Below are 23,080 nucleotides of genomic sequence, written 5' to 3' on the forward strand. Positions count from 1 at the left end.
CGGATCACCCCTGTCTGTGCGGGAAAGTCTGCACCGGAGACTACGTCAGATCCCCGGCCGACCACGGGACTCCGGCCCGCACCCCGTGGACCGACGCGAAAGGCGCGCCCCCATGCCCCAGGTCTGGTTCGTCACCGGCAGCTCACGCGGCCTCGGCCGCGCGCTCGCCGAGGAGGTGCTCGCCGGCGGGGACCTGCTGGCCGCCACCGCCCGCACCCCCGACGCCCTCGACGACCTGGTGGCCCGGCACGGCGACCGTGTAAGGACCATCGGCCTCGATGTCACCGACCAGGACGCCGTCCGCGCCGCCGTCCAGGAGACCGTTGATACCTTCGGCACCCTCGACGTCGTCGTCAACAACGCCGGACACGCCGACCTCGCCCCCGTCGAGCACGCCGCCGAGGACGGCTTCCGCGCACAGATCGAGACCGACTTCTCCGGCGTCCACCACGTCACCCGCGCCGCCCTGCCGTTCCTGCGCGAACGGCGCGGCGGACACATCGTGCAGATCGCGTCCGTCGGCGGCCGCGTCTCCACACCGGGCCTCGCCGCCTACCAGAGCGCCACATCGGCCGTCGAGGGATTCTCCGGCGTACTCGCCCTGGAGACCGCCCCGTTCGGCGTGAAGGTCACCGTCATCGAACCGGGCGGCCTGCGCACCGACGGGAGCGGCCCCTCCATGACCCTCGCCGACATCCCCGAGCTCTACCGGCCCACCGTCGGCGCCGTCGCCGCACGCATGCGCACCGGGACCGGCCGCGAACCGGGCGACCCGGCGAAGGCCGCCCGCGTCATCCGCGAGGTGACGCGGATGGACGACCCGCCGCTGCGCCTCCTGCTGGGCGCCGACGCCTACGCGGCCGCCGCACAGGCCGAACGCGCCCGCGCCGACAGCGACGCGCGCCACCGCGACCTCGGCGTGTCGATCGCCTTCGACGCATGACCGGCTGGAGCGCGCGCACCCTGTCCAGCCTGCCCGACCTCTCCGGCCGCGTCGCCGTCGTGACCGGCGCGAGCGGCGGCATCGGCTTCGCCACCGCGCGGCAGCTCGTCGGCGCGGGCGCCGAGGTCGTCTTCGCCGGACGGGACGCCGAACGCACGCGCGCCGCCGCCGAACAGGCCAGCCGCGAAGTGCCGGGCGCCCGCGTCCGCGCCGCCGAACTCGACCTCGCCGACCTCGCGTCGGTGGCCGCGTTCGCCGCGCACCTCACCGCCGAGGCCCGCGCCCTCGACCTGCTCGTCAACAACGCGGGCGTCATGAACCTCCCGGAACGCCGCACCACCCGCGACGGCTTCGAGGTCACCTTCGGCACCAACCACCTCGGCCACTTCGCCCTCACCGGACGGCTCCTGCCCCTGCTGCTCGCCGCCCGCGGGCCACGGGTCGTCACCGTCAGCGCCCTCGTCGCCCGCAGCAGGCTGGCGAACCTCGACGACCCGCTCAGCGAGCACCACTACCGTGGCATGACCGCCTACATCACCTCCAAACTCGCCAACGTGCTCTTCGCCCAGGAGCTCCAGCGCCGCGCCGACGCGGCGGGCGCACGGCTGCTCAGCATCGCCGTCCACCCGGGCGCCAGCCTGACGGGGCTCCAGCGGCACAGTTCACGCCTGGCGCAGGCGGTCGGCCGCGCGGGTCTCGGACGGGTGATCGGCCAGTCCACCACGGCCGCCGCACTGCCCGCCCTCTACGCGGCCACCCTGCCCGGCATCAGACCGGGCGGCTTCTACGGACCCACCGGACGCCTGGAGTGCCGGGGGACGCCTGGACCGGTCGAACCCCCGAAGGCCGCCGCCGATCCGGCGCGCGCCGGGGAACTGTGGCGGATGTCGGAACGGCTCACCGGCGTCACCTACCCCTGGCCCGCCCCGGACCCCGCCCCGGACCCCGCCTGAGTGAGGACCCCGCCTGAGTGAGGAGCGTGGTGGGGGAGCGCGGCCCGGGGGCGCGTCGGATAAGGTGAGCGCCACTCCGCACACCGCGCGACCGAGGAGGTGAGACCCGTTTCCGGCAGGACCAGCAGTTCCGTACGGGTGTCTCCCTCCGGTGGGCGACCGCGACCTGTGTGACCGGGCCGCGGGCGACCAGGGGACCACACCCCACGCCACCCCGGAAGGCCCCTTCCCATGCACGACCCCGCTTCCTCCGCTGCTTTCCCCCCGCCCTCCCGTGACCCCTCCGGGCCGGGCGTCCCCGACCCGGCCGTGGTCGCCACCCTCCGCGCGGCGGGCTGCGTCTTCGCCGAGGAAGAGGCACTGCTCCTCGCCGAGGCCGCCGCGACCCCAGCCGAGCTGACCGCCCTCGCCGCCCGCAGGGCCGCCGGACTGCCCCTCGAACAGGTCGTGGGCTGGGCCGAGTTCCACGGCCTGCGGATATCGGTCGCGCCCGGCGTCTTCGTCCCGCGCCGCCGCACCGAACTGCTCGTCGCCGAAGCGGTACGGGCCGCCCCGCCCCGGCCCGTCGTCGTGGACCTGTGCTGCGGCTCCGGCGCCATCGCCGCCGCACTCGCCACCGCGCTCCGGCCGGCCGCACTGCACGCCGCCGACATCGACCCCGCCGCCGTCGCCTGCGCCCGCCGCAACCTCGCCCCCCTCGGCGGCCTCGTCCACGAGGGCGACCTCTTCACCGCCCTGCCCCCCGCACTGCGCGGCCGGGTCGACGTCCTCGCCGCCAATGTCCCCTACGTGCCCACCCGTTCCCTCCCGCTGCTGCCCACCGAGGCCCGGGACCACGAGCCGCCCGCCGCACTCGACGGGGGCACGGACGGCCTCGACGTCCTGCGCCGCGTGAGCGCGGCGGCCCCCGGCTGGCTGGCCCCGGGCGGGCGGCTGCTGGTCGAGACGAGCGAGCACCAGGCGGACCGCGCCGCCGCGATCCTCGCCGCGGACGGACTCGCCCCGCGTGTGGTCCACGCGGAGGAGACCGCCGCGACGGTCGTGACGGGCACCAGGCCCGCCGCCGGGATCAGGCGCCCGCTGGCGAGAACTGCACGCTGACGGCGGCGTCCGCCGTGAAGCCCTCGTTGGGCCGGACCGTCCGACCGCCGTACCGGCAGTTGCCGTCCACGTAGAGCGTCGCGGGGAAGACGGTCTGGTTGAAGCCGCCGATCGCGGGCTCTTCGGGGTCCGACAGCTCGTAGCACAGGTGCGGCTCCGGATTGTCGACCACACCGGTGTTGCCTCCGCCCGGATATCACTCCAGGGTGCCGAGGACGAGGGCACCGGCCACCGTGCCGAGCGTGTGACGCATGCGCATTGCTGTTCTCTTCCGTCGCATAGCCGGACGGACAACGCCTGGCTACCCGGCGGACCCGTGCGTATGCGGGGGGTTACTCAACGGAGTGGCGGCGGGGGCGGCGCGGGTGACGGCTCGGGCCCGGGGTCGGGCGGCGGCTGCGGGTGGTCCGGCCCCGGCGTGGGCGGCACGGGCTCCGGCGGCGCCGGATCGGGGCCCGGCGGAGGCGTCGGCTTGGGCGGTACGGGTTCCGTCATACGCGTGACCATCCCCGGCGGGTGCCCTCGCGCCTCCGGCCCCAAACGGCCCCCCCCGGGCCCCGCCCGCACCCACGGCCCCGCCGGCCGTGGGCGGGTGCCAGGCGGCCCCGATGCCGCGTCCCCCTACGGCGCCGGGCGGTATCCGCGAGCCAGGGGGCGGGAGCGCGGGAGGTGGCCGCCCCCCGCCTCAGCGGGAAGGCGCGGCGCGCGCGCCCGCGCACCCCCGCGTCCGGCCTGACCCCCCCGCCGGGCGCCGTCCCCGCGAGGGACGGCGCCCGGCGCTCACTCCTCCCAGACCGACACGAGCGGCAGCCCCCGCGCCGCACGCTCCCGGTCCACCAGGCGCTGGATCAGCGCCGTCTTCCCCCGCGTGTACGCCATCCCGTCCGGCTCCCCGGCGGCCAGAGCGCGCTTGAGCGCCGCGTACTCCCCGGCCGCCTCCGGATGCGCCCGCAGATGGTCGCGCAGCAGCCGCTGGTTCCGCGTCGGCCAGCCGTCCAGCAGCACGACGTGCAGGTGATGGGTACGCACCCCGGCCGCGTCGTCGCGCGGGAAGAAGATCCGGTCCGGCATGCCCGCGTCCTCCCGCCGGTACCCGAGGGACTCGATCGCCGCCTCGTGCTCCGGCGTCACGTCGTCCAGCCGCTTCACGCACGCCATCAGGTCGATGACCGGCTTGGCCACGAGCCCCGGTACCGACGTGCTGCCCACGTGCTCGATCTCCGCGAACAGCCCGGGTACCACCGCCCGCAGTTCCTCCACCGCCAGCGCGGCCCGTGCGGGCCAGCGCGGATCGTATTCACTTATCTCGATGCTCACCGGCCGAACCCTAACCCGCGGGGGACCGCGCCGCGGCAGCCGTATGGGAAACGCCGACATCCGCGCCCCCTCCCGTGCGGAAAGCGTCAGGACCGCCGAAAGGCGCCCCGGCCCGTGGAAAAGCTGCGGAGAAAGGCCCGCGTGTCCGAACCGTGTTTCACCCGGGACGCCGTCCAGAAATCGGCGGGCGTCCGCCCCTGGGACGAAAGCCGGGAATTCTCCGCCGAGATCGACCCCGGCGGCATGGCCGAGACCGCCGCCCTCTGCGCACGTGCCGCCGCCGACGCGGGCGGCGCCACCGGCCTCGCCGACCGCCCGCTGGACACCGACCGCTGCGCGACGGCCGGTGCCGTCCCCGACCGACGGCTCAACGACACCGGCGACCGCCTCGGCGTCACCGACGACTGGCGCACGGCGGGCGTCTCCCCGGACCGCTACGTCCCCGCCCACACGCCCGACGACCCCCGCGCACAGCTGTGGTCCTCCACGCGCGCCTGGCGCGCGGAGAAACCGGCCATGCCCGGCGCACGCCGGGGTAAGCGCCGCTGTACGAGGTCCGCGTCCGCCACGCGCGGGCCCGCGAAGACGGAGGTCAGCGCCCATGACACGCCTCAGCCGCCTGGACCGCCGGGTGTTCGAACGGGTCGCCGCCGCCCACCCGCCGCTGGTGCAGGCCGTCCTGCCCCGGCTCAGCCACGCCGCCGACCACGGCCGCCTGTGGCTCGCCACCGCGGCCGCCATGGCCGCCACCGGCGACCGCTCCGCCCGCCGCGCGGCGGGCCGCGGCGTCGTCGCACTCGGCCTCGCGTCCCTGACCACCAACACCGTGATCAAGTACGTCGCCCGCCGCCGCCGCCCGCTGATCGACAGCGTCCCGCTCGCCCGGCGCCTGGCACGGCAGCCGCACACCAGCTCGTTCCCCTCCGGCCACTCCGCGTCCGCCGCCGCGTTCGCCACCGGCGTGGCCCTGGAGTCACGGCGGCACGGCGCGCTCGTCGCCCCCGTCGCCGCCGCCGTCGCGTTCTCCCGCATCTATGTCGGCGTCCACTACCCCGGCGACGTCGTCGCGGGACTCGTCCTCGGCGTCGGCGCAGCCATGGCCACCGGCCGTGTGTGGCCGCGCCGCCCGCCCGTCGTACGCCTCGTCCACCACAGCGCCCCCGCGCCGTCACTCCCCGAGGGCGAGGGCCTGGTCGTCGTCGTGAACGGCGGCGCGGGCACCGAGAGCGCCGGCGTCACCGCCGACCGCCTCCGCACCCTCCTCCCCAAGGCCGAGATCGTCGAACGCGACCCCGCCGCCGGCGACGAGGACGACCTCGTCGCCCTCCTCACCGAGGCCGCGGGCCGCGCCACCGCCCTCGGCATCTGTGGCGGCGACGGCAGCGTCAACGCCGCGGCGGCCGTCAGCGCCGACCGCGGCCTGCCCCTCGCCGTCTTCCCCGGCGGCACCCTCAACCACTTCGCGCTCGACAACGGCCTCCACCGCTTCGAGGACACCGTCGCCGCCGTCCACCAGGGCGAGGCCGTCTCCGTGGACCTCGCCCGTATCCGCCCCACCGCGGGGGCCCACGGCGCGGCCGGGGAGACGCGACACTTCCTTAACACCTTCAGCATCGGCCTCTACCCCGACCTCGTCCGCGCCCGCGAGGCCCTCCAGCGGCACTCCCCGCTCGGCCGCCTCGGCAAGTGGCCCTCGGCCGCCCTCTCCCTCGCCCGCGTCCTGCGCACCGCCCAGCCGGTCGAGATGGAGGTCAACGGCCGCCCCCACCGGCTGTGGCTGATCTTCGCGGGCAACGGCCTCTACTCGCCCGAGGGCTTCGCCCCCTCCCACCGCACCCAGCTCGACGACGGCCTTCTCGACGTCCGCACCGTCGCCGCCGACAAACCGTTCGCCCGCACCCGCGTCACCCTGTCCGTCCTCACGGGCACACTCGGCACCTCCCGCGTGTACGCCGCCGCCCGCCTGCCCCGGCTGCGCCTCGCCGGACTGCACGACGGCTGCACCCTCGCGTACGACGGCGAAGCCGGGCCCGCCCCCGCCTCGCTGCTGCTCGACAAACGCCCCGGCGCGCTCACCGTCTACCGCCCCGCGGGCATCGACGCCGACCTGATCCCCGGCCCACGCGCCGCCCTCTGACTCAGCGTGCCGCGCCGCTCGCCGTCTCCTCCGCCGCGTACCGCTCGTGCGGCACCACCATCGGCGTCCCCGTCCGCGGATCGGGCACGATGTCACACGCCAGCCCGAAGACCTCCCCGACCAGCTCCGCCGTCAGCACCTCGTCCGGCGCCCCCTGCGCCACGATCCGCCCCGCGTCCATCACCACCAGGTGCGACGCGAACCGCGCCGCCTGGTTCAGGTCGTGCAGCACCGCGACGACCGTACGCCCCTCCCGGTGCAGTTCCGCGCACAGCTCCAGCAGGTCGTACTGGTGCGCGATGTCCAGGAACGTCGTCGGCTCGTCCAGCAGCAGCAGCTCCGTCTGCTGCGCCAGCACCATCGCGATCCACGCACGCTGCCGCTGCCCGCCCGACAGCTCGGTCACCATCGCGTCCGCCAGCCCCGCGAGACCCGTCCGCTCCAGCGCCTCCCCGATCGCCGCGTCATCGTCCGGCGACCACTGCCGCAGCAGCGAGTGGTGCGGATACCGGCCGCGCCGCACGAGCCCCCGCACGCTGATGCCGTCCGGCGCGATCGGGCTCTGCGGCAGCAACGCCACATGCCGCGCCGCCTCCTTGCCCCCGTAGGAGTGGATGTCCCTGCCGTGCAGCAGCACCTCGCCCGCGACCGGCTTCACCGCCCGCGCGAGGGCCTTCACCAGCGTCGACTTGCCACACCCGTTCGGCCCGATGACCATCGTCAGCCCGCCGTGCGGCACATCCAGGTCCAGGTCACGCACGACGGGCTCCCCGCCGCCGTACCCGATGGTCACCCCACGGGCGCTCAGCCCCTTGGCGGTCACAGGCTCCCCCTTCTCCATTCACGGGTCAGCAGCCACCCGAGGTACACCCCGCCGATGGCCATGGTCCAGATCCCCACCGGCAGACTGTCATCGACCGGCGACTGCTGCGCCGCCAGGTCGGCCAGGACGAGCAGCAGCGCGCCGGTCAGCGCCGCGAGCGTCAGGTGCGCGCCGGTGCCCCGGGTGAGGCGGCGCGCGATCTGCGGCGCGGTCAGCGAGATGAACGCGATCGGCCCGGCGACGGTGACCGCCCCGGCCGACAGCACGATCGACAGGACCACGGCGCACACCCGCGTACGCTGCGGCTCCGCGCCCAGCGCGTCCGCGAGTTCGTCGCCCATCTCGCCGATCTCCACGCGCCGCCCGATCAGCAGCGCCAGCGGCATCGCGACGAGCAGCACCACCCCGATCGTCCCCGCGTCGTCCCACGACCGCGCCGCCAGGCTGCCGTTGACGTACGCCGTCAGCACCGTCGCCTTGTCCCGCTCGACCGCGTACACCACGTACTGCGTGAACGCCGTCGCCATCGCCGCGACGCCGATCCCCGCCACCACGAGTCGCCCCGGATTGCGGAAACCACTGCCCGTCGACACGTACACCAGCACCATCGCCGCCGTCGCCCCCGCGAGGGCCCCCAGCGGCACCGGCACCCCGCCCGGCATCATCAGCGCCACCACGGCCGCCCCCGCGCCCGCGCCCGACGCCAGCCCGATCACATCCGGACTGCCCAGCGGATTGCGCGTCACCGACTGGAACAGCGCACCCGACAGCCCGAGCGCCGCACCCGTCCCGATCGCCACCACGAGCCGCGGCCCCCGCAACCGCTCGATGACGAACGCGTCCTTCCCGTCCGCCCCGCCCATGACCGCCGACGGCAGATCCGCCAGCGGAATGCCCAGCCTCCCCATCGACAGCGTCGCCGCCGACGCCACCACCAGAAGCAGCAACACCCCCGCGCCCACCACCAACTGCGCACGCCGCACCGGCAGCGCCACACCCGGCCCGAGCCGCACCACACCACGCGGCCTGGCCGTCTCCCGCTGGAGCGTCATGCCGTCCCCTTCATCCTGCGCACGGCGTACAGCAACGCCGGCGCCCCCACGAACGCGGTGACGACACCGACCATCAACTCCTGCGGACGCAGCACCACCCGCCCCACCACATCCGCCAACAACAGCAGCGACGGCCCGAGCACCGCCGAGAACACGATCTGCGCCCTGAAATCCACCCCCGCCAGCGTCCGCGCCACATGCGGCACGGCAAGCCCCACGAAGGCGATCGGCCCCACCGCCGCCGTCGCCGCCGCGGACAGCAGCGTCGCCGCCACCAGTCCGCCCGCCCGCATCAGTGCCGGATTCGCCCCCAGCGAGGACGCCGACTCGTCGCCCAGCGCCAGGGCGTTCAGCCCCGGCGCCAGCACCATCGCCAGCACGAAACCCACAGCGGCGAACGGCAGGACGGACCACAGCACGTCCCAGTCACGCCCGCCCAACGCCCCCACCACCCAGTACCGGTAGCTGTCGAAAACGGTCGGCTTGCTCAACGTCACGGCCTGCACGTACGCCGCCATCACCGCTGACACCACCGCCCCCGCCAGCACCAGCCGCACGAGACTCCCGCCACCCCCCGCGGAACCCACCACATGCAGCACCACCCCCGCCAGCAGCGCCCCCGGCAGCGCACACCACACCGTGGCCGCCTGTCCCGAGACCCCCAGGTACGCCGTCGCCGTCACCACACCGGCCGACGCCCCCGCGTTGATCCCCAACAGCCCCGGGTCCGCCAGCGGGTTACGCGTCACGCCCTGCATCAGCGTCCCCGCCACAGCCAGCGTCACCCCGGCCAGCACCCCCAGCGCCGTGCGCGGGTACCGGCTCTCCACCACCGTCGTCACATACGTGTCGGCGTCCCCGCGCCACACATCCAGCACCTCACCCAACGGCGTCGGCTTGCTGCCGAACATCACACTCGCCAGCACCGCGAACGCCAGCAGCACCAGCCCGCACAACAGGTAGGACACACGCCGAGCGGTGCCCGTACGCGCGGTACGGGCACCGCTCGGCGCGGCGTCGATCGAAGTGGTCATCAGCCGATGGTGGTGACGGCCTCGTCGATGATGGGCAGGTAGCGGTCGATCACCCACGGCACGGTCAGCGGGTTGATGATCGACGACGCCGTGACGAACGACGTGTCGTCACTGGACACGATCCCGCCGCGCTCCACCGCCGGGATGGACGCGTACAGCGGCTGCGCCTCGATCTCCTGCCGGGTCTGCTCGTCGGTGTAGAAGGTGAACAGCAGGTCGCTGTCCGCGAGCTGGTCCGCGTTCTCCAGGCCGATCAGCGCCGAGTCGGTGCCCTCGGTCTCCTCGAACGTCTCCACCACCGGGTCCACGGTCAGGCCGAGCGACGACAGCATCCGCACACGCTGCTCGTCCGGCAGGAAGACGCCCAGCGTCCCCGGGCCCGACGTGTAGATGTACGAGAACGTCACGTCCGCGTACTCGGGCCGGGTCTCCGCCGCCTCGGCGAACTGCGCCTCGATGCCGTCGATCAGCGCCTGCCCCTCCTCGGGCTGCCCGAGCGCCTGCGCGATGATCTCGATCTGCTGGTCCCAGTCCGTGCTCCACGGGAGGTCCGGGTACGCGACCGTCGGGGCGATGTCGGAGAGGATCGCGTACTGCTCCTCCGTCACACCCGACCACGGCGCCAGGATGACGTCGGGCTCCAGCTCGATGATCGCCTCGAAGTCGATGTCCTCCGCGCCCGCGAACTGCGTCGGCAGCTCGTCGCCCGCCTCCGTCACCGCCTCGTGGATCCAGGGGAGGTAGCCGGTGTCGTCGCTGCCCCACTCGTAGCTCTCGATGCCGACCGGCGTGTGGCCCAGCGCGATCGCGGTCTCGGCCGAGCCCTGGCCGAGCGTCACGACGCGCTCCGGCTGGTCGGTGATCTCCGCCGTGCCGAGCGCGCTCTCGATGCTGACGGGGAACGCGCCCTCCTCCGCCGCCTGTCCGCCGTCCGCGCTCTCCTGCGCGCCGTCGTCCGCCGGGGACCCGTCGTCGTCCGACGAGCAGCCGGCGAGCACGAGGGTGAACGCGGCGGCGGTGGCCGTCAGGCCGATGGCCCGTCCACGGACGCGGCGGAGACTGGAAGACATGCGGGGTCCTTGTCGGTCGGTGGCGGCAGGAACATCAGCTTAGGTAAGCCTCACCTTATCGTACGGTCCTCCCGCCGCCCCGCCCCTCAGCCCCTGCGGACCGGAACCGCCGTCTGCACCACGGCGTGACGGCCGTTCGTCCGCCAGTCCGCCTCATCCGCGTCCAGCCGCCGCACCGTCTCCGCCCCGACGCCCGTCACCACGTCCGACTTCAGCGTCCGCAGCGCCGCCACCGGCGACGGGAACCACCCCGCCGCCGCCCCGAACGGCGTGGACGGCGGCCACAGCAGATCGCCCACCAGGCGGCGGTAGTTGAGGTCGCCCTTCACGATCGTCAGCGCCATCCCCGCGAAGTCGTCGCACAGCCCGGACGGCATGTCGTGGAAGGACAGCGGCGCGCAGAAGAACGGGTGCGCCTTGACGGTCAGCGTGCCGCCCGCCAGCGTGTCCCACAGCCGCCGCCCGACCGCCGCCGCCTCCGGCTTGTCCGCCGACCGCAACCGCCCGACCGCCGCCAGGACATCGGCGGTCGTCGCGTCGGACACGTAGTAGGGGCGCGGCTTCACGTGCAGGACCACGCGGTGGCGGGCGAGCAGTTCGTCGATCAGCACCAGGTCGGGCAGCAGCTCGCGGCCCGCGTTGTCCGCGACGAGTGCGACCGTGCAGCCCTCGGGGGCGCGGTCCACGACCTCCCACAGCGCCGCGCTGTCGTCGGCCAGCACGTCACCGGCCTCGCCGCCGCCCGAGCCCAGGCTGAAGCTGAGGTCCGCCTGGTTGCCCCACAGCGCCGACGAGACCAGCGCCGCACGCCGGTCGTCCCGCGACGCCTCCGTGAGCCGGCCGAGCGCCGACAGCTCCTCGTCCACCGCCGCACCGGCGAGCTCGTCCGCCTTCACCGGGCCGAACGGATCGACGCCGCGCCACGCCCCCGGCCCGAACCACCCCACCGCGCCCAGCAGCCGCCGGTAGAACCAGCTCTCCGCCCACAGGAACGGCGCCTCCCCCCACGGCCTGCCCCACAGCCCCTCGCCCCACGCCAGCCACTCGGCACGGTCGGGCGCGTCCTCGGCCGGGGGCGTCAGCACCCCGCCCACGCTCTCGTCCAGCAGCCGCGCGAGCGCGTCCCGCTCCTCCGGCCCGTACGGCAGCCCGTCCCGCACCTGCGCGATCAGCCGGGGATGCCGCTCGTGGAACACGCTCCACGGAAAACTCCCCGGCCGATCGGCCCTGACCACCGGAACACCGACACCGACCACAGCGCCACACACCTCTCTCCCGACCCCCCACCACCCCCTCCCCGCCATCCTCCCCCGCACACCACTTCACCCCCGGGTCAGGCGCGCGGGGAAGCGGAAGGCGCGTGTGGGGGAGGGGGTGGCGGACGAAGTTCCGTGACCGGGTGGGGGGTTCCGGGAATGTGCCGGGGGTGTTGACACAAAATTTACCCGTCCCTAAGTTCTGAACCGCATGTGAGAGCGCTCTCAGCACCGTCCCCCACCGGTAGCGAGGTATCAGAGCATGAGGCCCCCCACTTCCCGTTTCCGACGCGTCACACTCACGCTGACCGCCACGGCCACCGCGCTGGGCGGTGTCGCGCTGGTGCCGGGTTCGGCGTCGGCGGCCGAGATCCCGGTCGGCAGCGGCAGTTACTCGGACACCCGGCCCGCCGGGACCGTCGGCCCGCTGAACAACCAGGGCCAGCCCGTCACCCCGCAGGTCACCGACCGGATGGCCGGCGTGCCCGTGCCGACCAACGACTGGTGGTCGTCGCTCGTCTTCAAGCGGTACGCCGACAACCCGTACTCCCAGCCGATGTACGGCCACCCCCTCAGCTACCGCGCCGTCGCGGGCGGCCTTGAGGTCGGCTACCCGTCGCAGGCGGTCGTCAACGGCGGGTCGTTCGAGTACCCGCACCGCGCCGACCTCGTCCTCGGCGTCGACGGCCTCAACTCGCCCGACACCAAGGCGGACGGCTGGTCCGACTGGACCGTCAGCCCGTACTGGGAGGACGCCGGGCACACCTTCCGCGCCACCATCGGCCACGGCAGCCCGTACGTCTACGCCGAGGCCACCGGCGGAGCGGCGCGGATCACCACATCGGGGACGCCCGAGGTGTTCGCCCAGGAGGGCAGCACGCTTGGCATCTCGGTCGGCGGCCACGACTACGCCCTGTTCGCCCCGGGCGGCAGCGCCTGGCAGGTATCCGGCACGACGGTCAGCGCCGACATCGGCGGCGACGGCTACTACTCCGTCGCCGTCCTGCCCGAGCGCGACGCCCTGGCCACGTACGAGCGGTACGCGTACAGCTTCGTCACCGGCTCGACCGTGGACTGGGACTACGAGCAGGGCGACGGCGCCGTCAGCGCCACGTACACCCTCCGGACCGAGGCCCGTGAGGGCACCGAGACCGGCACCCTCCAGGCCCTCTACCCCCACCAGTGGGGCTACGCGGCCGTCCCGCTGACCGACTGGGAGTACTCGTCGGCGCGCGGGGTGATGCGGGTGCGCGAGGGCGCGTCGTTCACCACCCGGCAGGACGTGACCGGCGTGCTGCCGGGACTGCCCGCGAGCGACGGGCCCGACCGGGCGACGCTGGCGCGCTTCGTGGACGAGGTGGCGGCGAGCGCGAATGTCGGCGTCGGGGACACGTACTGGAGCGGGAAGGCGTTCGGCCGGCTCGCGCAGGTCGTGCCGATCGCCGACCAGATCGGCGACACGCAGGCTCGTGACCAGATCCTCGCCGCCATCAAGGCGCGCCTGGAGGAGTGGTTCACGGCGGGCGGTGAGACCGGCTTCGTATACGACTCCGAGTGGCAGACGCTGACGGGCTACCCCGCCTCCTACGGCAGCGACCAGGAGCTCAACGACCACCACTTCCACTACTCCTACTACGTGCTGGCCGCCGCGATCGTCGCCCAGTACGACCCGGCGTGGGCGGCGGAGTCGGCATGGGGCGGCATGGTCGAGGAGCTGGTCGCCGACGCCGCCAACCCGGCGCGCGACGACGACCGCTACCCGTTCCTGCGCGGCTTCGACGTGTACGCGGGCCACAGCTGGGCGTCCGGCCACCAGGGCTTCGCGGCCGGCAACAACCAGGAGTCGTCCTCCGAGTCGGTCAACCTCTCGGCCGGCCTCGTCCTGTGGGGCTCGGCGACCGGTGACACGGAGCTGCGCGACCTGGGCGTCTACCTGCTGACGACCGAGTCGGAGGCGATCCGCCAGTACTGGTTCGACGGGGACGAGGAGAACTTCCCGGCGGACTACCAGCACAACACGGTCGGCATGGTGTGGAGCAACGGCGGCGCCCACGCGACGTGGTGGACCGGCAACCCGGAGGAGATCCACGGCATCAACGTCCTCCCGGTGACGGGCGGTTCGCTGCACCTGGCCCGCGACCAGGACGCCATCGACCGCAACCTGGAGGAGCTGGTCCAGGAGAACGGCGGCCCGCCCGTGGAGTGGAAGGAGATCCTCTGGGAGTTCCAGGCGCTCTCCGACCCGGCGGCGGCCCGCGCGGCGTACGAGGGCGACGGCGGCGGCACGTACGCCCCGGAGGCCGGCGAGTCCTGGGCGCACGTCTACCACTGGATCCACACCCTCGACGCCATCGGCCCGCCGGACACGCTGATCACGGCCGACAGCCCGACGGCGGCGGCGTTCTCCGACGGCGGGACCGTCACGTACGCGGCGACCAACTACGCGGACACGGCGCAGAACGTGACCTTCGAGGACGGGACGGTGCTCACGGTGCCGCCGAACTCGTCGGCCAGCCAGACGGGCTGACCGGTCCGCCGACCGGCACCCGCACCCCCCACACACGCCGCCCCCGGCGGGAGAGATCCGGCCGGGGGCGGCGTGGGCGTCTCAGCGCGCGGCGGTCACCACGTGTAGAGCGGGTTGACGGCTATGCAGTCGTCGTTGTCCTCGGTGGAGTGGACGTCGTCCGGGTCGATGGCGGAGCCGCCTTCCCCGGCGCCTTCCTCCTCCTCGGCCGCCTCCTGCGGGAACTCGGTGCCCTCCCGCCAGTCGGCGCCGACCACGAGCGTGAGCGCGTCGTGCGTGGTGGAGTTGCGCACCGCGCTGCCCGGCAGGCCGAGCGCCTCGGCGATCGCCTCGGCCGCCGGGCGGTCGTCGACGTCCCCGTAGTAGACGCTGGTCTGCGACTCCGCGACGGCCGCCGAGGTGTCGGTCTCCGCCCGCGCGAATCCGGCGGCGCGCAGCGCGTCGGTGATGTCGCCCGCCCTGCCGTCCACCGGCGCGAGGCCGTCGGCGCCGGTGCCGTTCTGCACCGCGACGGGGACGAGCGCCGGGTCGATCGGCTCCTCCTCCGCGGGCGGCTCCCCGCCCTCCTCCCCGTCGCCCCCGGCGGGCGCCTCCTCCTCGCCGTCGAGCGGACGGTCGTCCCGGACGAGCGCGAACAGCTCCTCGGCCGGCTCCTGGTCGGGGATGAGCGTGACGTCCGGGTCGTCCGGGTCCGGCAGGTGGGGCAGTGTGATCATGTTGATGCGGTCGGCGGGTATCCGCCGCAGGTCCTGGCCCAGGTCGTACAGCGAGGTGACGGAGCCGAGCGCGTCGTCCACGGTCAGCGCGTCCACCGCCGCCTCGGCGAGGTCCATCAGCTGGCCCGCGTCGCCGAGCGACATGTTGGCCTGCAACTCCTCGGCCATGCTGGTCATGTACATCTGCTGCGCCCTGGCCCGGCCGACGTCGCTGCCGTCCCCGAACGCGTACCTGGTGCGCAGCCACTGGAGCGCGTCCTCGCCCTCCAGGGTGTTGGGCCCCTCCTCCAGGCGCAGGTGGGTCTTGGGGTCCTCCATGTTGGCGTCCACGCAGACCGGGACGCCGCCGATCGCGTCGGCCATCTGCACCACGCCGTAGAACTCGACCATCATGAAGTGGTCGATGTAGATGCCGGTCAGCTCCTTCCACGTCGCGACGACGCAGCCGGGACCGCCGTAGTACATCGCGGTGTTGATCGACGCGGACTCGTGCGCCGGGTACACCTCGTCGGTCTCCGGGTCGGTGCACTGGGGTATCGGCACCTGGGTGTCGCGGGGGATGCTGATGAGCGTCGCGTTGCTGCGGTCGGCCGACGCGTGCAGGAGGATCTGCACGTCGGCGCGGACCGGATCGCCCGCCAGGTCGGCGCGGCCGCCGAGGCGCTGGTTCTCCTCGCCGTCGCGCGAGTCGGAGCCGATCAGCAGGATGTTGAGGGGCGTGTTGCCGTTCTCGTCGGGCTCGGGAGCGGCGAGGTCGCTGTCGCCGAGGTCGAGCGGGGCCCGTTCGATCTGGCTGTTCAGGTACTGGATGTAGAGGAACGCGCCGCCGCCGACCGCCAGGACGAGCAGGGCGACCGAGCCCGACGTCCAGATGAGGACGCGTTTCCAGCGGGGCTTGGGTTTCTTCCTGCCGCGCCCGCCCTTGGCCCTGGCCTTGCGGGCGGCCGCCCGGCCGGGGGGTCTGCCGTCCGCGCCGGTTCCGGTGCGGTCGGCGCGCCGGCCGCCGCCGGCGGTGCCCGAAGTTTCTTTCCCGTCGTCAGGTATGCCGCTCTCCGGCACGGGTAACCCCCACTCGTTCGGCCTGGCCGCGTGCCCTCGGACGGGGTGCGGGCCCCCGGGGCCGCGGCGCTTCCGGCCCTTCGGACGCGCCGGATCGGGACAGTATCGCAGCGCTGTTCGACCCTCGGATGCGTGGTCCCCCTTGACGGGGATGACGTACGCCACACCGCGCCGGGCCGTTTCCGCGCCTTGGCCGGACTTCGCCCGCCTTGTGCCCCGTGGTGCGGGAGGGGACTCAGGACGAGCGGGCGGCACGCAGCGCGCGCACCAGGGCGCGTACGGTTCCGGTCGCGGCCAGTTCGGGCGTCGCGCACGGCCTCGGGCCCCTCGACTCGCTGGTCTCGCACGCCGCGGCGGGCGCCGCGCCCGCCGCGGTCTTCGCGAGCCGCGGCTGGAGCGCCCAGGAGTGGGACGCGGCCCGCGCGGGCCTCGCCGAACTGCTGCGGCCCGCCGTCCGCGACATCGTCCGCGCCGGCCTGCTCCCGTCGCAGTCCGCCCTCGGCATCCGCATGGCGTACGGCCACCTCTGACACCGCCCACGGGTACGGCCGGCCGCAGCCCGCCGGGAGGAGACGCGATGTCGCTGAACGACGAGGAGAGGGCCAGGACCGGCGCCGAACCGCGCGCCGGCCTTGAGCTGTCCGGGCCGAGCCCCCAGGAGGTGCGGACGGAAGTCGGCCTCGGCGACGACCCGTCGCGGCCCCAGGACGTCCGGCTGCCACGGGTCCACCTTGGGGAACGGGTCAGGGCGCGCGGCGGGACGCCCGTCCCGTACACCGTTCTGACCGTTCTGACCCGCCGCCCCCGCGCTCCCGCCGGGAGGTCAGGAGCCCTGCGCCCTGAAGCCCCGCAGCCGCAGGCTGTTGCTGACGACGAAGACCGACGAGAACGCCATCGCCGCCCCCGCCAGCATCGGGTTCAGCAGTCCGGCCGCCGCCAGCGGCAGCGCCGCCACGTTGTAGGCGAACGCCCAGAACAGGTTGCCCTTGATCGTCCCCAGCGTGCGGCGCGCGAGCCGCACGGCGTCGGCGGCGGCCCGCAGGTCGCCCCGCACGAGGGTCAGGTCCGCCGCCTCGATGGCGACGTCCGTGCCGGTGCCCATGGCCAGGCCCAGGTCGGCCGTGGCGAGGGCCGCCGCGTCGTTCACGCCGTCCCCGACCATGGCGACGCTCCGCCCCTCCGCCTGGAGCCGCGCGACGACCGCCGCCTTGTCCTGCGGCAGCACCCCGGCGATCACCCGGTCCGCGTCGATGCCGACCTCGCGGGCCACCGCGGCGGCGGCCCGCGCGTTGTCGCCGGTCAGCAGCACCGGCGTGAGGCCCAGCCCGCGCAGCCGCGCGACGGCCTCGGCGGACGTCGGCCGCACCGCGTCCGCGACGACGAGTACCCCGCGCGCCGCGCCGTCCCACGCGACGACGACCGCCGTACGGCCCGCCGCCTCCGCGTCCGCCAGGGCCCGTTCGAGCGCGGCGGGCAGCGTCAGCGACCAGTCGGCCAGCAGGCGGGGCCGACCGACGAGGACGGCGTGCCCCTCGGCGACGCCCTGGACGCCGAGGCCGGGGACGTTCGCGAACTCCTCCGGAGCCGGGAGGGCGCCCGTGCGCTCGGCCGCCGCCGCCGCGACGGCGCGGGCCACCGGGTGCTCGGAGGCGTTCTCCAGGATGCCCGCCAGCCGCAGCACCGCCGCCTCGTCCTCGCCCTCGGCGGCGCGGACGGCGGTGAGCGTCATCCGGCCCTCGGTGACGGTGCCGGTCTTGTCCAGGACGACGGTGTCCACGCGGCGCGTCGACTCCAGCACCTCGGGCCCCTTGATGAGGATGCCCAGCTGCGCGCCCCTGCCCGTGCCGACCAGCAGCGCGGTCGGCGTGGCCAGGCCGAGGGCGCACGGGCAGGCGATGATCAGCACGGCGACGGCGGCGGTGAACGCGGCGGAGACCCCCTCGCCCGTGCCCCACCAGAAGCCGAGCGTGGCCACGGCCAGCGCGATCACGATCGGAACGAACACGCCGGAGATCCGGTCGGCGAGGCGCTGCGCGGCGGCCTTGCCGTTCTGCGCGTCCTCCACGAGCCGCGCCATGCGGGCGAGCTGCGTGTCGGCGCCGACGCGGGTGACGCGTACGACGAGGCGCCCGCCCGCGTTGACCGTCGCGCCCGTCACGGCGTCGCCGGGGCCGACCTCCACGGGCACGGACTCGCCGGTCAGCATCGACGCGTCCACGGCGGACGAGCCCTCGGTGACCGTGCCGTCCGTCGCGATCTTCTCGCCGGGGCGGACGACGAACGTGTCGCCGACCGCGAGCCGTCCGACCGGCACGCGCTCCTCGCGCCCGTCGGGCAGGAGCAGCGCCACGTCGCGGGCGCCCATCTCCAGCAGCGCCCGCAGCGCGGCGCCCGAGCGGCGCTTGGCGCGCGCCTCGAACCACCGCCCGGCGAGGAGGAACGTGGTGACGCCCGCCGCCGCTTCGAGGTAGATGTTGCCGCCGCCGTCGCTGCGTTCGACCGTGAGGCTGAACGGGTGGGTCATCCCGATCATGCCCGCGCTGCCGAAGAGCAGGGCGTACAGCGACCAGCCGAGCGCCGCCAGGGTGCCGAGCGACACGAGCGTGTCCATCGTGGAGGCGCCGTGCCGCAGGTTGGTGAACGCGGCCTTGTGGAACGGCCACGCGCCCCACACGACCACGGGCCAGGCCAGCGCAAGCGAGATCCACTGCCAGCCGTCGAACTGCCAGGCGGGGACCATCGCGAGCGCGACCACCGGGACCGTCAGCACGGCCGAGACGGTCAGCCGCTCGCGCAGGGCGCGCAGCCGTCCGTCCTCCGGCTCGCCGCCGGTATCGGGTGGCGCCCCGGCGGGTGCGGGTGCGGGGGGAGCGGGGGGCGGGGGCGGCTCGGCCGTGTAGCCGGCGGCCTCGACCTGGCCGATCAGGTCGGCGAGTGAGATGTCGCCCGACCAGCTGACCTTGGCCTTCTCGGTCGCGTAGTTGACCGTCGCGGTGACGCCTTCGAGCTTGTTGAGCTTGCGCTCGACGCGGTTGGCGCACGAGGCGCAGGTCATGCCGCCGATGGTCAGTTCGACCGATCCGGTGTCCTGCTGGGTGGACGCGCCGGTGGTGGGAGTCATCTCGGCTTCTCCTGACGGTGGTTCGGGTACGCGTAGGGGGTAGGGGTATGCGGCGGGCGGAACGGAACGCGGCGGGTGTCAGTGCGTGTGCCCGCTCCCGCCGTGTCCCTGCCCGTGCTCCTCGGCGCCGGTGCCGCCTTCGATGGCGCCGGTCTCCGCGCTGAGCGCGTCGGCGCGGAGACCGCAGGTCATGCCGCTGGCGGTGTAGGTGGCGACCACGACGGCGGCGGACGTGCTCATGGCGGCTTCCCTTCAGTAGCTCTCACCGTGCTTCACGAGAAACATAACATACCCCTAGGGGGTATGAATCAGGCGATCGTTCACCCGTACGAGCGATACCGGGATGGCTACGGAGCGTCTACGGTGACTCCATGAGCGATTACCTTAAGTCACGGTCGGGGTGGTTCCGGCGACGGGCCGCCTCAGACCGCGGGGGCGCCGAACCACCTCGGGAGCGCGTCGAGCAGGTCGCGCTGCCCGTCCCCCACCCAGGCCACATGGCCGTCGGGCCGCAGCAGCAGCGCGGGCGCGTCCAGTTCCTCCAGCTCTCCGCCGGTGCCGCCGTCCGCCGGCACATGGTCGATCCGGTCCGCCCACCCCCTGACCGACAGCTTCCCGGTCCTGTCGAGCAGCAGGCCGCGGCCGCCGTGCATCAGCCCGTACAGACGCCCCCGCCCCCGCCCCAGCTCCCTGTCCGGCAGCCGCCGCCCGAGCAGGCGGTGGCCCTCGCCGAGGTCGTAGCGGACCCCGGTCGCGGTGATCATGCCGGTGACGTACCGGTTCACCTCCTCGATGTCCATCAGCTCCGAGAGCAGCCCGCGCAGCGCGGTGGCCCCGCGGTCGGTCCCGAGCAGCGTCATCTGGGCGCGGGTGTTGTCGAGCACGCGGGCGCCCACCGGGTGCCGCTCCGCGTGGTAGGTGTCCAACAGGCCCTCCGGAGCCCAGCCGTTGACCTCGGCGGCCAGCTTCCAGCCGAGGTTGAACGCGTCGTGGACGCCGAGGTTGAGCCCCTGGCCGCCGGTCGGCGGGTGGATGTGCGCCGCGTCGCCCGCCAGCAGGACCCGCCCCACCCGGTAGCGCTCGGCCTGCCGGGTGGCGTCGCCGAAGCGGGAGAGCCAGCGGGGCGAGTGGGCGCCGAAGTCGGTTCCCGCGACGGCCCGCAGCCGCTGCCTGAAGTCCTCCAGCGTCGGCGGGGCCGCGCGGTCCTCGGCCACCCCGTCGGCCGGCACGATGACGCGGAACACCCCCGTCTGCCCGTCCACGTCGGGCGCGATGCCGAAGCGCAGCTGGGTCTTCCTGATCTCGGCGACGATCCGGGCGATCGTCTCCCTGTCCTCCGTCATCGCCATGTCGCCGAGCAGCGTCTCGACCCTGGCGGGCTCACCGGGGAACCCGACGCCGAGCAGCTTGCGCACCGTGCTGCGGCCCCCGTCGCAGCCGACGAGCCAGCGCGACCGCAGCCGCGTGCCGTCCGTCAGGGAGACGGTCACCCCGGCGTCGTCCTGGTCGAGCCCGGCCACTTCCCGGCCGCGCCCGATCTCGGCCCCGAGTTCCCGCGCGCGCTCGTCCAGCAGCCGCTCGGTGCGGACCTGCGGCGTCGCCAGGCCGTACGGGTGGGCCGTGTCGAGACTCTCCGGCCACGGCTTCATGATCCCGCCGAAGAGCCCGCCCACGCTGAACTTCTCGCTGACCGCGAGGAACCGGTCCAGCAGGCCCCGCTGGTCCATGATCTCCACACTCCGCGCGTGCAGGCCCCGGCCCCGGGACTGCTCGACCGGCTCCGTCAGTCTCTCCAGCACCACCGTCCGCACCCCGGCGAGGCGCAGTTCACAGGCCAGCATCAGCCCGGTCGGCCCGCCGCCGACCACGATCACGTCGATCATCGCTTCCCCCATATCCGCCCGCGTTCGCGCAGGTCATGGCTTCGGCGGACGATTCTGCGGGACGACGGGGGCCTTGCCGCAAGCCCCCTGGACCGCTATACCTTGAGAGTGGCGGGGAGTTCCGTGCCCCCGCGCCCGGCGGACCGCCTCCGCCGTCCGTCAGACCGGCGCCCCGTCGCAGCTGCCGACCGCCGCCCAGCAGTCCGCGCCCGGTCCGCAGCTCTCGCGGTAGACGCTGGGGCGCACGCCGTGGAACCGCTTGAAGGCCGCGCTGAAGCCGAACGCGTCGGCGTAACCGGCCCGCCGCGCCACGGCGGCGACCGTCTCGGCCGTGCCGGTCAGCAGGTCGGCGGCCAGCGTCATCCGCCAGTCCGTCAGGTAGGTCAGCGGCGGCTCGCCGACCAGCCTCGTGAACCGCTGGGCCAGCGTCGTGCGCGACACGTTCGCCTCGGCCGCCAGCGACGCGAGCGTCCACGGCCGGTCGGGCGCGGCGTGCATGGCCCGCAGCACCGGGCCGACCGTCTCGTCCCCGAGCGCGTGGAACCAGCCGGACGGCGCCGTTCCCGGCCGGTCGAACCAGCCGCGCAGCACGCACACCAGCAGCCAGTCGAGCAGCCGGTCCCGCACCACCTGCTGCCCCGGCGCGCAGGCCCCGGCCTGCGCGTCCAGCACGTCGAGCAGCGAGGCGCACCCCTCGTCGCCCGGCTCCAGCACGAACGGCGGCAGCAGCCCGTGCAGCCGCCGGGCGACGGTGCCCCGCACGGGATAGGTCGCCGTCAGCAGCACCGCCCCCTCGGCGCCTCCCGTCCCGGCGCCGGGCGAGGGCCGGTCACCGAGGACGAACGGACCCGGGCCGCGCACGATCACCACGTCACCCGCCCCCACGCGCAGCGGCTCCCCGCCGCCGTCCTCCCGCGTCAGCCACGCCTCGCCGCGCAGCGGCGCGTAGAGCGTCAGCGACATCTCGCCGGCCCCGCCCCCCTCGCCGGTGGGGCGGAGCGTCCAGGGCGGCGACAGCTCGGTCCGCCGCAGGCCGGCGCCGTCCGCCCGCACCCCGCGCAGCAGTTCGTCGAACGGGTCCATACCCGCCACGATAACCGGACCGGCCGTCCGGTCGCGGGGGCGCCGGACGATCGCACATGCCTCCCGTACGGTGGCCCATGTGCCCGTGCGCCGCCCGCCGGTTGACTGGCGGCATGACGACATCTCCCGACCGCCCCGTCCTCGTCCTCGGCGCCACCGGCAAGACCGGCCGCCGCCTGGTCACCGCCCTCCGCGCGGCGGGCGCGCCCGTACGGCCCGCCTCCCGTTCCTCCGCCACCCGCTTCGACTGGGACGACGAGGCCACCTGGTCCGCCGCCCTCGCCGGTGCCTCCGCCGTCTACCTGGTGACGCCCGAAGTGGCGGAGCCCGTCCACCGCTTCGTGCGGCAGGCCGTGGACGCGGGTGTGCGGCGCTTCGTGGCGCTGTCGGGCCGCGGCATCGAGCGGCTCGACGGGCCGGTGTTCCCCGGCATGGCTGCGGGGGAGGAGTCCGTACGCGAGCACGCCCCCGAGTGGACCGTCATCCGCCCGAACAACTTCGCGCAGAACTTCTCCGAGGACGTCTGGCACGCCCCGGTGCTGGCCGGGCGGCTCGCCCTGCCGATCGGCGCCACGCCCGAACCGTTCACCGACGTCCGGGACATCGCCGATGTCGCCGCCGCCCTGCTCACCGCCGAAGGCGCCGGGCACCACGGGCGGACGTACGAGCTGTCGGGGCCACGGGGGCTCACGTTCGGCGAGGCGGTGGAGGTGATCGCGCGGGTGTCGGACCGGAGCGTCGCGTACGAGGAGCTGACGCCCGCCGCGTACCGCGACGAACTGCGCGCCGCCGGTGCGTCGGAGGAGGAGGTGGCGGCGCTCGACGCGATGTTCGCCGGGATGCGCGCGGGCAACGCGGCCGAGCCCACCGACGGCGTACGGCGCGTCCTGGGCCGCGAACCGGTCGCCTTCGAGACCTGGGCCGCCGAGGCCGCCGCCTCCGGCGCCTGGGCCGCCTGACCGCCCCGCGCGACAGGGGCGGTCGCCGTACGGGTGTGCGAACATC

General features: G+C 74.5%; 19 protein-coding genes. 7 read left to right on the plus strand and 12 right to left on the minus strand.

Annotated features, from left to right (window positions below; translation table 11 throughout):
* The first annotated feature begins 112 nt into the window (after positions 1-112).
* From ACL02R_RS12660 to ACL02R_RS12670, 3 genes are all read left to right on the plus strand, one after another.
* Positions 113-943 (plus strand): SDR family NAD(P)-dependent oxidoreductase, encoded by an 831-nt coding sequence (locus tag ACL02R_RS12660; protein WP_412796953.1) that lies wholly within the window; start codon positions 113-115, stop codon positions 941-943.
* Entirely contained in the window at positions 940-1,896 is a 957-nt protein-coding gene (locus ACL02R_RS12665) for an oxidoreductase (protein ID WP_412796954.1), read from the plus strand. Before ACL02R_RS12660 ends, ACL02R_RS12665 begins: the two co-directional genes overlap by 4 nt.
* Before the next feature lie 231 nt (positions 1,897-2,127).
* Entirely contained in the window at positions 2,128-2,997 is an 870-nt protein-coding gene (locus ACL02R_RS12670) for a putative protein N(5)-glutamine methyltransferase (RefSeq protein ID WP_412796955.1), read from the plus strand.
* On the opposite strand, the gene ACL02R_RS12675 is transcribed toward ACL02R_RS12670, so the two are convergent.
* Both ACL02R_RS12675 and ACL02R_RS12680 read right to left on the minus strand, forming a co-directional pair.
* Positions 2,966-3,169, minus strand: coding sequence for a hypothetical protein (locus ACL02R_RS12675; protein ID WP_412796956.1), 204 nt, complete (start codon positions 3,167-3,169; stop codon positions 2,966-2,968). The genes ACL02R_RS12670 and ACL02R_RS12675 overlap by 32 nt on opposite strands.
* Before the next feature lie 608 nt (positions 3,170-3,777).
* On the minus strand, positions 3,778-4,314 hold the full coding sequence (locus ACL02R_RS12680) for a GrpB family protein (protein ID WP_412796957.1): 537 nt from the start codon (positions 4,312-4,314) through the stop codon (positions 3,778-3,780).
* A gap of 601 nt (positions 4,315-4,915) precedes the next feature.
* On the opposite strand from ACL02R_RS12680, the gene ACL02R_RS12685 reads away from it, so the two are divergent.
* Positions 4,916-6,451 (plus strand): bifunctional phosphatase PAP2/diacylglycerol kinase family protein, encoded by a 1,536-nt coding sequence (locus ACL02R_RS12685; RefSeq protein WP_412796958.1) that lies wholly within the window; start codon positions 4,916-4,918, stop codon positions 6,449-6,451.
* A gap of 1 nt (position 6,452) precedes the next feature.
* Here ACL02R_RS12685 and ACL02R_RS12690 read toward each other — a convergent pair whose 3' ends face one another.
* The 5 genes from ACL02R_RS12690 to ACL02R_RS12710 form a co-directional block, all read right to left on the minus strand.
* Positions 6,453-7,274, minus strand: a complete 822-nt coding sequence (locus tag ACL02R_RS12690) for an ABC transporter ATP-binding protein (protein WP_412796959.1) — start codon at positions 7,272-7,274, stop codon at positions 6,453-6,455.
* On the minus strand, positions 7,271-8,326 hold the full coding sequence (locus ACL02R_RS12695; RefSeq protein ID WP_412796960.1) for a FecCD family ABC transporter permease: 1,056 nt from the start codon (positions 8,324-8,326) through the stop codon (positions 7,271-7,273). The genes ACL02R_RS12690 and ACL02R_RS12695 overlap by 4 nt, the downstream gene beginning before the upstream one ends.
* On the minus strand, positions 8,323-9,360 hold the full coding sequence (locus ACL02R_RS12700; RefSeq protein WP_412796961.1) for a FecCD family ABC transporter permease: 1,038 nt from the start codon (positions 9,358-9,360) through the stop codon (positions 8,323-8,325). The genes ACL02R_RS12695 and ACL02R_RS12700 overlap by 4 nt, the downstream gene beginning before the upstream one ends.
* On the minus strand, positions 9,360-10,430 hold the full coding sequence (locus ACL02R_RS12705; protein ID WP_412796962.1) for an iron-siderophore ABC transporter substrate-binding protein: 1,071 nt from the start codon (positions 10,428-10,430) through the stop codon (positions 9,360-9,362). The genes ACL02R_RS12700 and ACL02R_RS12705 overlap by 1 nt, the downstream gene beginning before the upstream one ends.
* Before the next feature lie 86 nt (positions 10,431-10,516).
* Positions 10,517-11,626, minus strand: coding sequence for a damage-control phosphatase ARMT1 family protein (locus ACL02R_RS12710; RefSeq protein ID WP_412796963.1), 1,110 nt, complete (start codon positions 11,624-11,626; stop codon positions 10,517-10,519).
* Between the two features lie 322 nt (positions 11,627-11,948).
* Here ACL02R_RS12710 and ACL02R_RS12715 point away from each other — a divergent pair, with 322 nt between their 5' ends.
* Positions 11,949-14,213: a glycosyl hydrolase gene (locus ACL02R_RS12715; protein ID WP_412796964.1), complete on the plus strand. Its 2,265-nt coding sequence runs from the start codon at positions 11,949-11,951 to the stop codon at positions 14,211-14,213.
* Positions 14,214-14,308: 95 nt separating this feature from the next.
* Here the strand turns inward: ACL02R_RS12715 and ACL02R_RS12720 are convergent, their stop codons facing one another.
* Positions 14,309-15,988 carry an LCP family protein gene (locus tag ACL02R_RS12720; protein WP_412796965.1) on the minus strand — a complete coding sequence of 560 codons (1,680 nt, stop codon included), beginning with the start codon at positions 15,986-15,988 and terminating at the stop codon, positions 14,309-14,311.
* A gap of 221 nt (positions 15,989-16,209) precedes the next feature.
* Between ACL02R_RS12720 and ACL02R_RS12725 the strand changes: the two genes are divergently transcribed.
* The gene (locus ACL02R_RS12725; RefSeq protein ID WP_412796966.1) at positions 16,210-16,518 is read left to right on the plus strand and encodes a helix-turn-helix domain-containing protein; all 309 of its coding nucleotides are present in this window, start codon (positions 16,210-16,212) and stop codon (positions 16,516-16,518) included.
* Between the two features lie 293 nt (positions 16,519-16,811).
* On the opposite strand, the gene ACL02R_RS12730 is transcribed toward ACL02R_RS12725, so the two are convergent.
* The 4 genes from ACL02R_RS12730 to ACL02R_RS12745 form a co-directional block, all read right to left on the minus strand.
* Positions 16,812-19,109: a heavy metal translocating P-type ATPase gene (locus ACL02R_RS12730; RefSeq protein ID WP_412796967.1), complete on the minus strand. Its 2,298-nt coding sequence runs from the start codon at positions 19,107-19,109 to the stop codon at positions 16,812-16,814.
* A gap of 78 nt (positions 19,110-19,187) precedes the next feature.
* Entirely contained in the window at positions 19,188-19,349 is a 162-nt protein-coding gene (locus ACL02R_RS12735) for a hypothetical protein (RefSeq protein ID WP_412796968.1), read from the minus strand.
* A 182-nt stretch (positions 19,350-19,531) separates the two neighbouring features.
* The gene (gene rox, locus ACL02R_RS12740) at positions 19,532-20,992 is read right to left on the minus strand and encodes a rifampin monooxygenase (protein WP_412796969.1); all 1,461 of its coding nucleotides are present in this window, start codon (positions 20,990-20,992) and stop codon (positions 19,532-19,534) included.
* 159 nt (positions 20,993-21,151) lie between these two features.
* Positions 21,152-22,075 carry an AraC family transcriptional regulator gene (locus tag ACL02R_RS12745; protein ID WP_412796970.1) on the minus strand — a complete coding sequence of 308 codons (924 nt, stop codon included), beginning with the start codon at positions 22,073-22,075 and terminating at the stop codon, positions 21,152-21,154.
* 113 nt (positions 22,076-22,188) lie between these two features.
* Between ACL02R_RS12745 and ACL02R_RS12750 the strand changes: the two genes are divergently transcribed.
* On the plus strand, positions 22,189-23,034 hold the full coding sequence (locus ACL02R_RS12750) for an NmrA family NAD(P)-binding protein (protein ID WP_412796971.1): 846 nt from the start codon (positions 22,189-22,191) through the stop codon (positions 23,032-23,034).
* Positions 23,035-23,080 lie beyond the last annotated feature (46 nt).

The organism is Streptomyces sp. MS19, from assembly GCF_047200595.1.
GTDB lineage: Bacteria > Actinomycetota > Actinomycetes > Streptomycetales > Streptomycetaceae > Streptomyces.

Excerpts from the sequence above, each read along its gene's own strand:
- ACL02R_RS12745 (WP_412796970.1), bottom strand. The coding sequence starts at position 22,075 with ATGGACCCGTTCGACGAACTGCTGCGCGGGGTGCGGGCGGACGGCGCC.
- ACL02R_RS12665 (WP_412796954.1), top strand. The coding sequence starts at position 940 with ATGACCGGCTGGAGCGCGCGCACCCTGTCCAGCCTGCCCGACCTCTCC.
- ACL02R_RS12730 (WP_412796967.1), bottom strand. The coding sequence starts at position 19,109 with ATGACTCCCACCACCGGCGCGTCCACCCAGCAGGACACCGGATCGGTC.
- ACL02R_RS12715 (WP_412796964.1), top strand. The coding sequence starts at position 11,949 with ATGAGGCCCCCCACTTCCCGTTTCCGACGCGTCACACTCACGCTGACC.
- ACL02R_RS12750 (WP_412796971.1), top strand. The coding sequence starts at position 22,189 with ATGACGACATCTCCCGACCGCCCCGTCCTCGTCCTCGGCGCCACCGGC.
- ACL02R_RS12735 (WP_412796968.1), bottom strand. The coding sequence starts at position 19,349 with ATGAGCACGTCCGCCGCCGTCGTGGTCGCCACCTACACCGCCAGCGGC.
- ACL02R_RS12700 (WP_412796961.1), bottom strand. The coding sequence starts at position 9,360 with ATGACCACTTCGATCGACGCCGCGCCGAGCGGTGCCCGTACCGCGCGT.
- ACL02R_RS12660 (WP_412796953.1), top strand. The coding sequence starts at position 113 with ATGCCCCAGGTCTGGTTCGTCACCGGCAGCTCACGCGGCCTCGGCCGC.
- rox (WP_412796969.1), bottom strand. The coding sequence starts at position 20,992 with ATGATCGACGTGATCGTGGTCGGCGGCGGGCCGACCGGGCTGATGCTG.
- ACL02R_RS12705 (WP_412796962.1), bottom strand. The coding sequence starts at position 10,430 with ATGTCTTCCAGTCTCCGCCGCGTCCGTGGACGGGCCATCGGCCTGACG.
- ACL02R_RS12670 (WP_412796955.1), top strand. The coding sequence starts at position 2,128 with ATGCACGACCCCGCTTCCTCCGCTGCTTTCCCCCCGCCCTCCCGTGAC.
- ACL02R_RS12695 (WP_412796960.1), bottom strand. The coding sequence starts at position 8,326 with ATGACGCTCCAGCGGGAGACGGCCAGGCCGCGTGGTGTGGTGCGGCTC.
- ACL02R_RS12685 (WP_412796958.1), top strand. The coding sequence starts at position 4,916 with ATGACACGCCTCAGCCGCCTGGACCGCCGGGTGTTCGAACGGGTCGCC.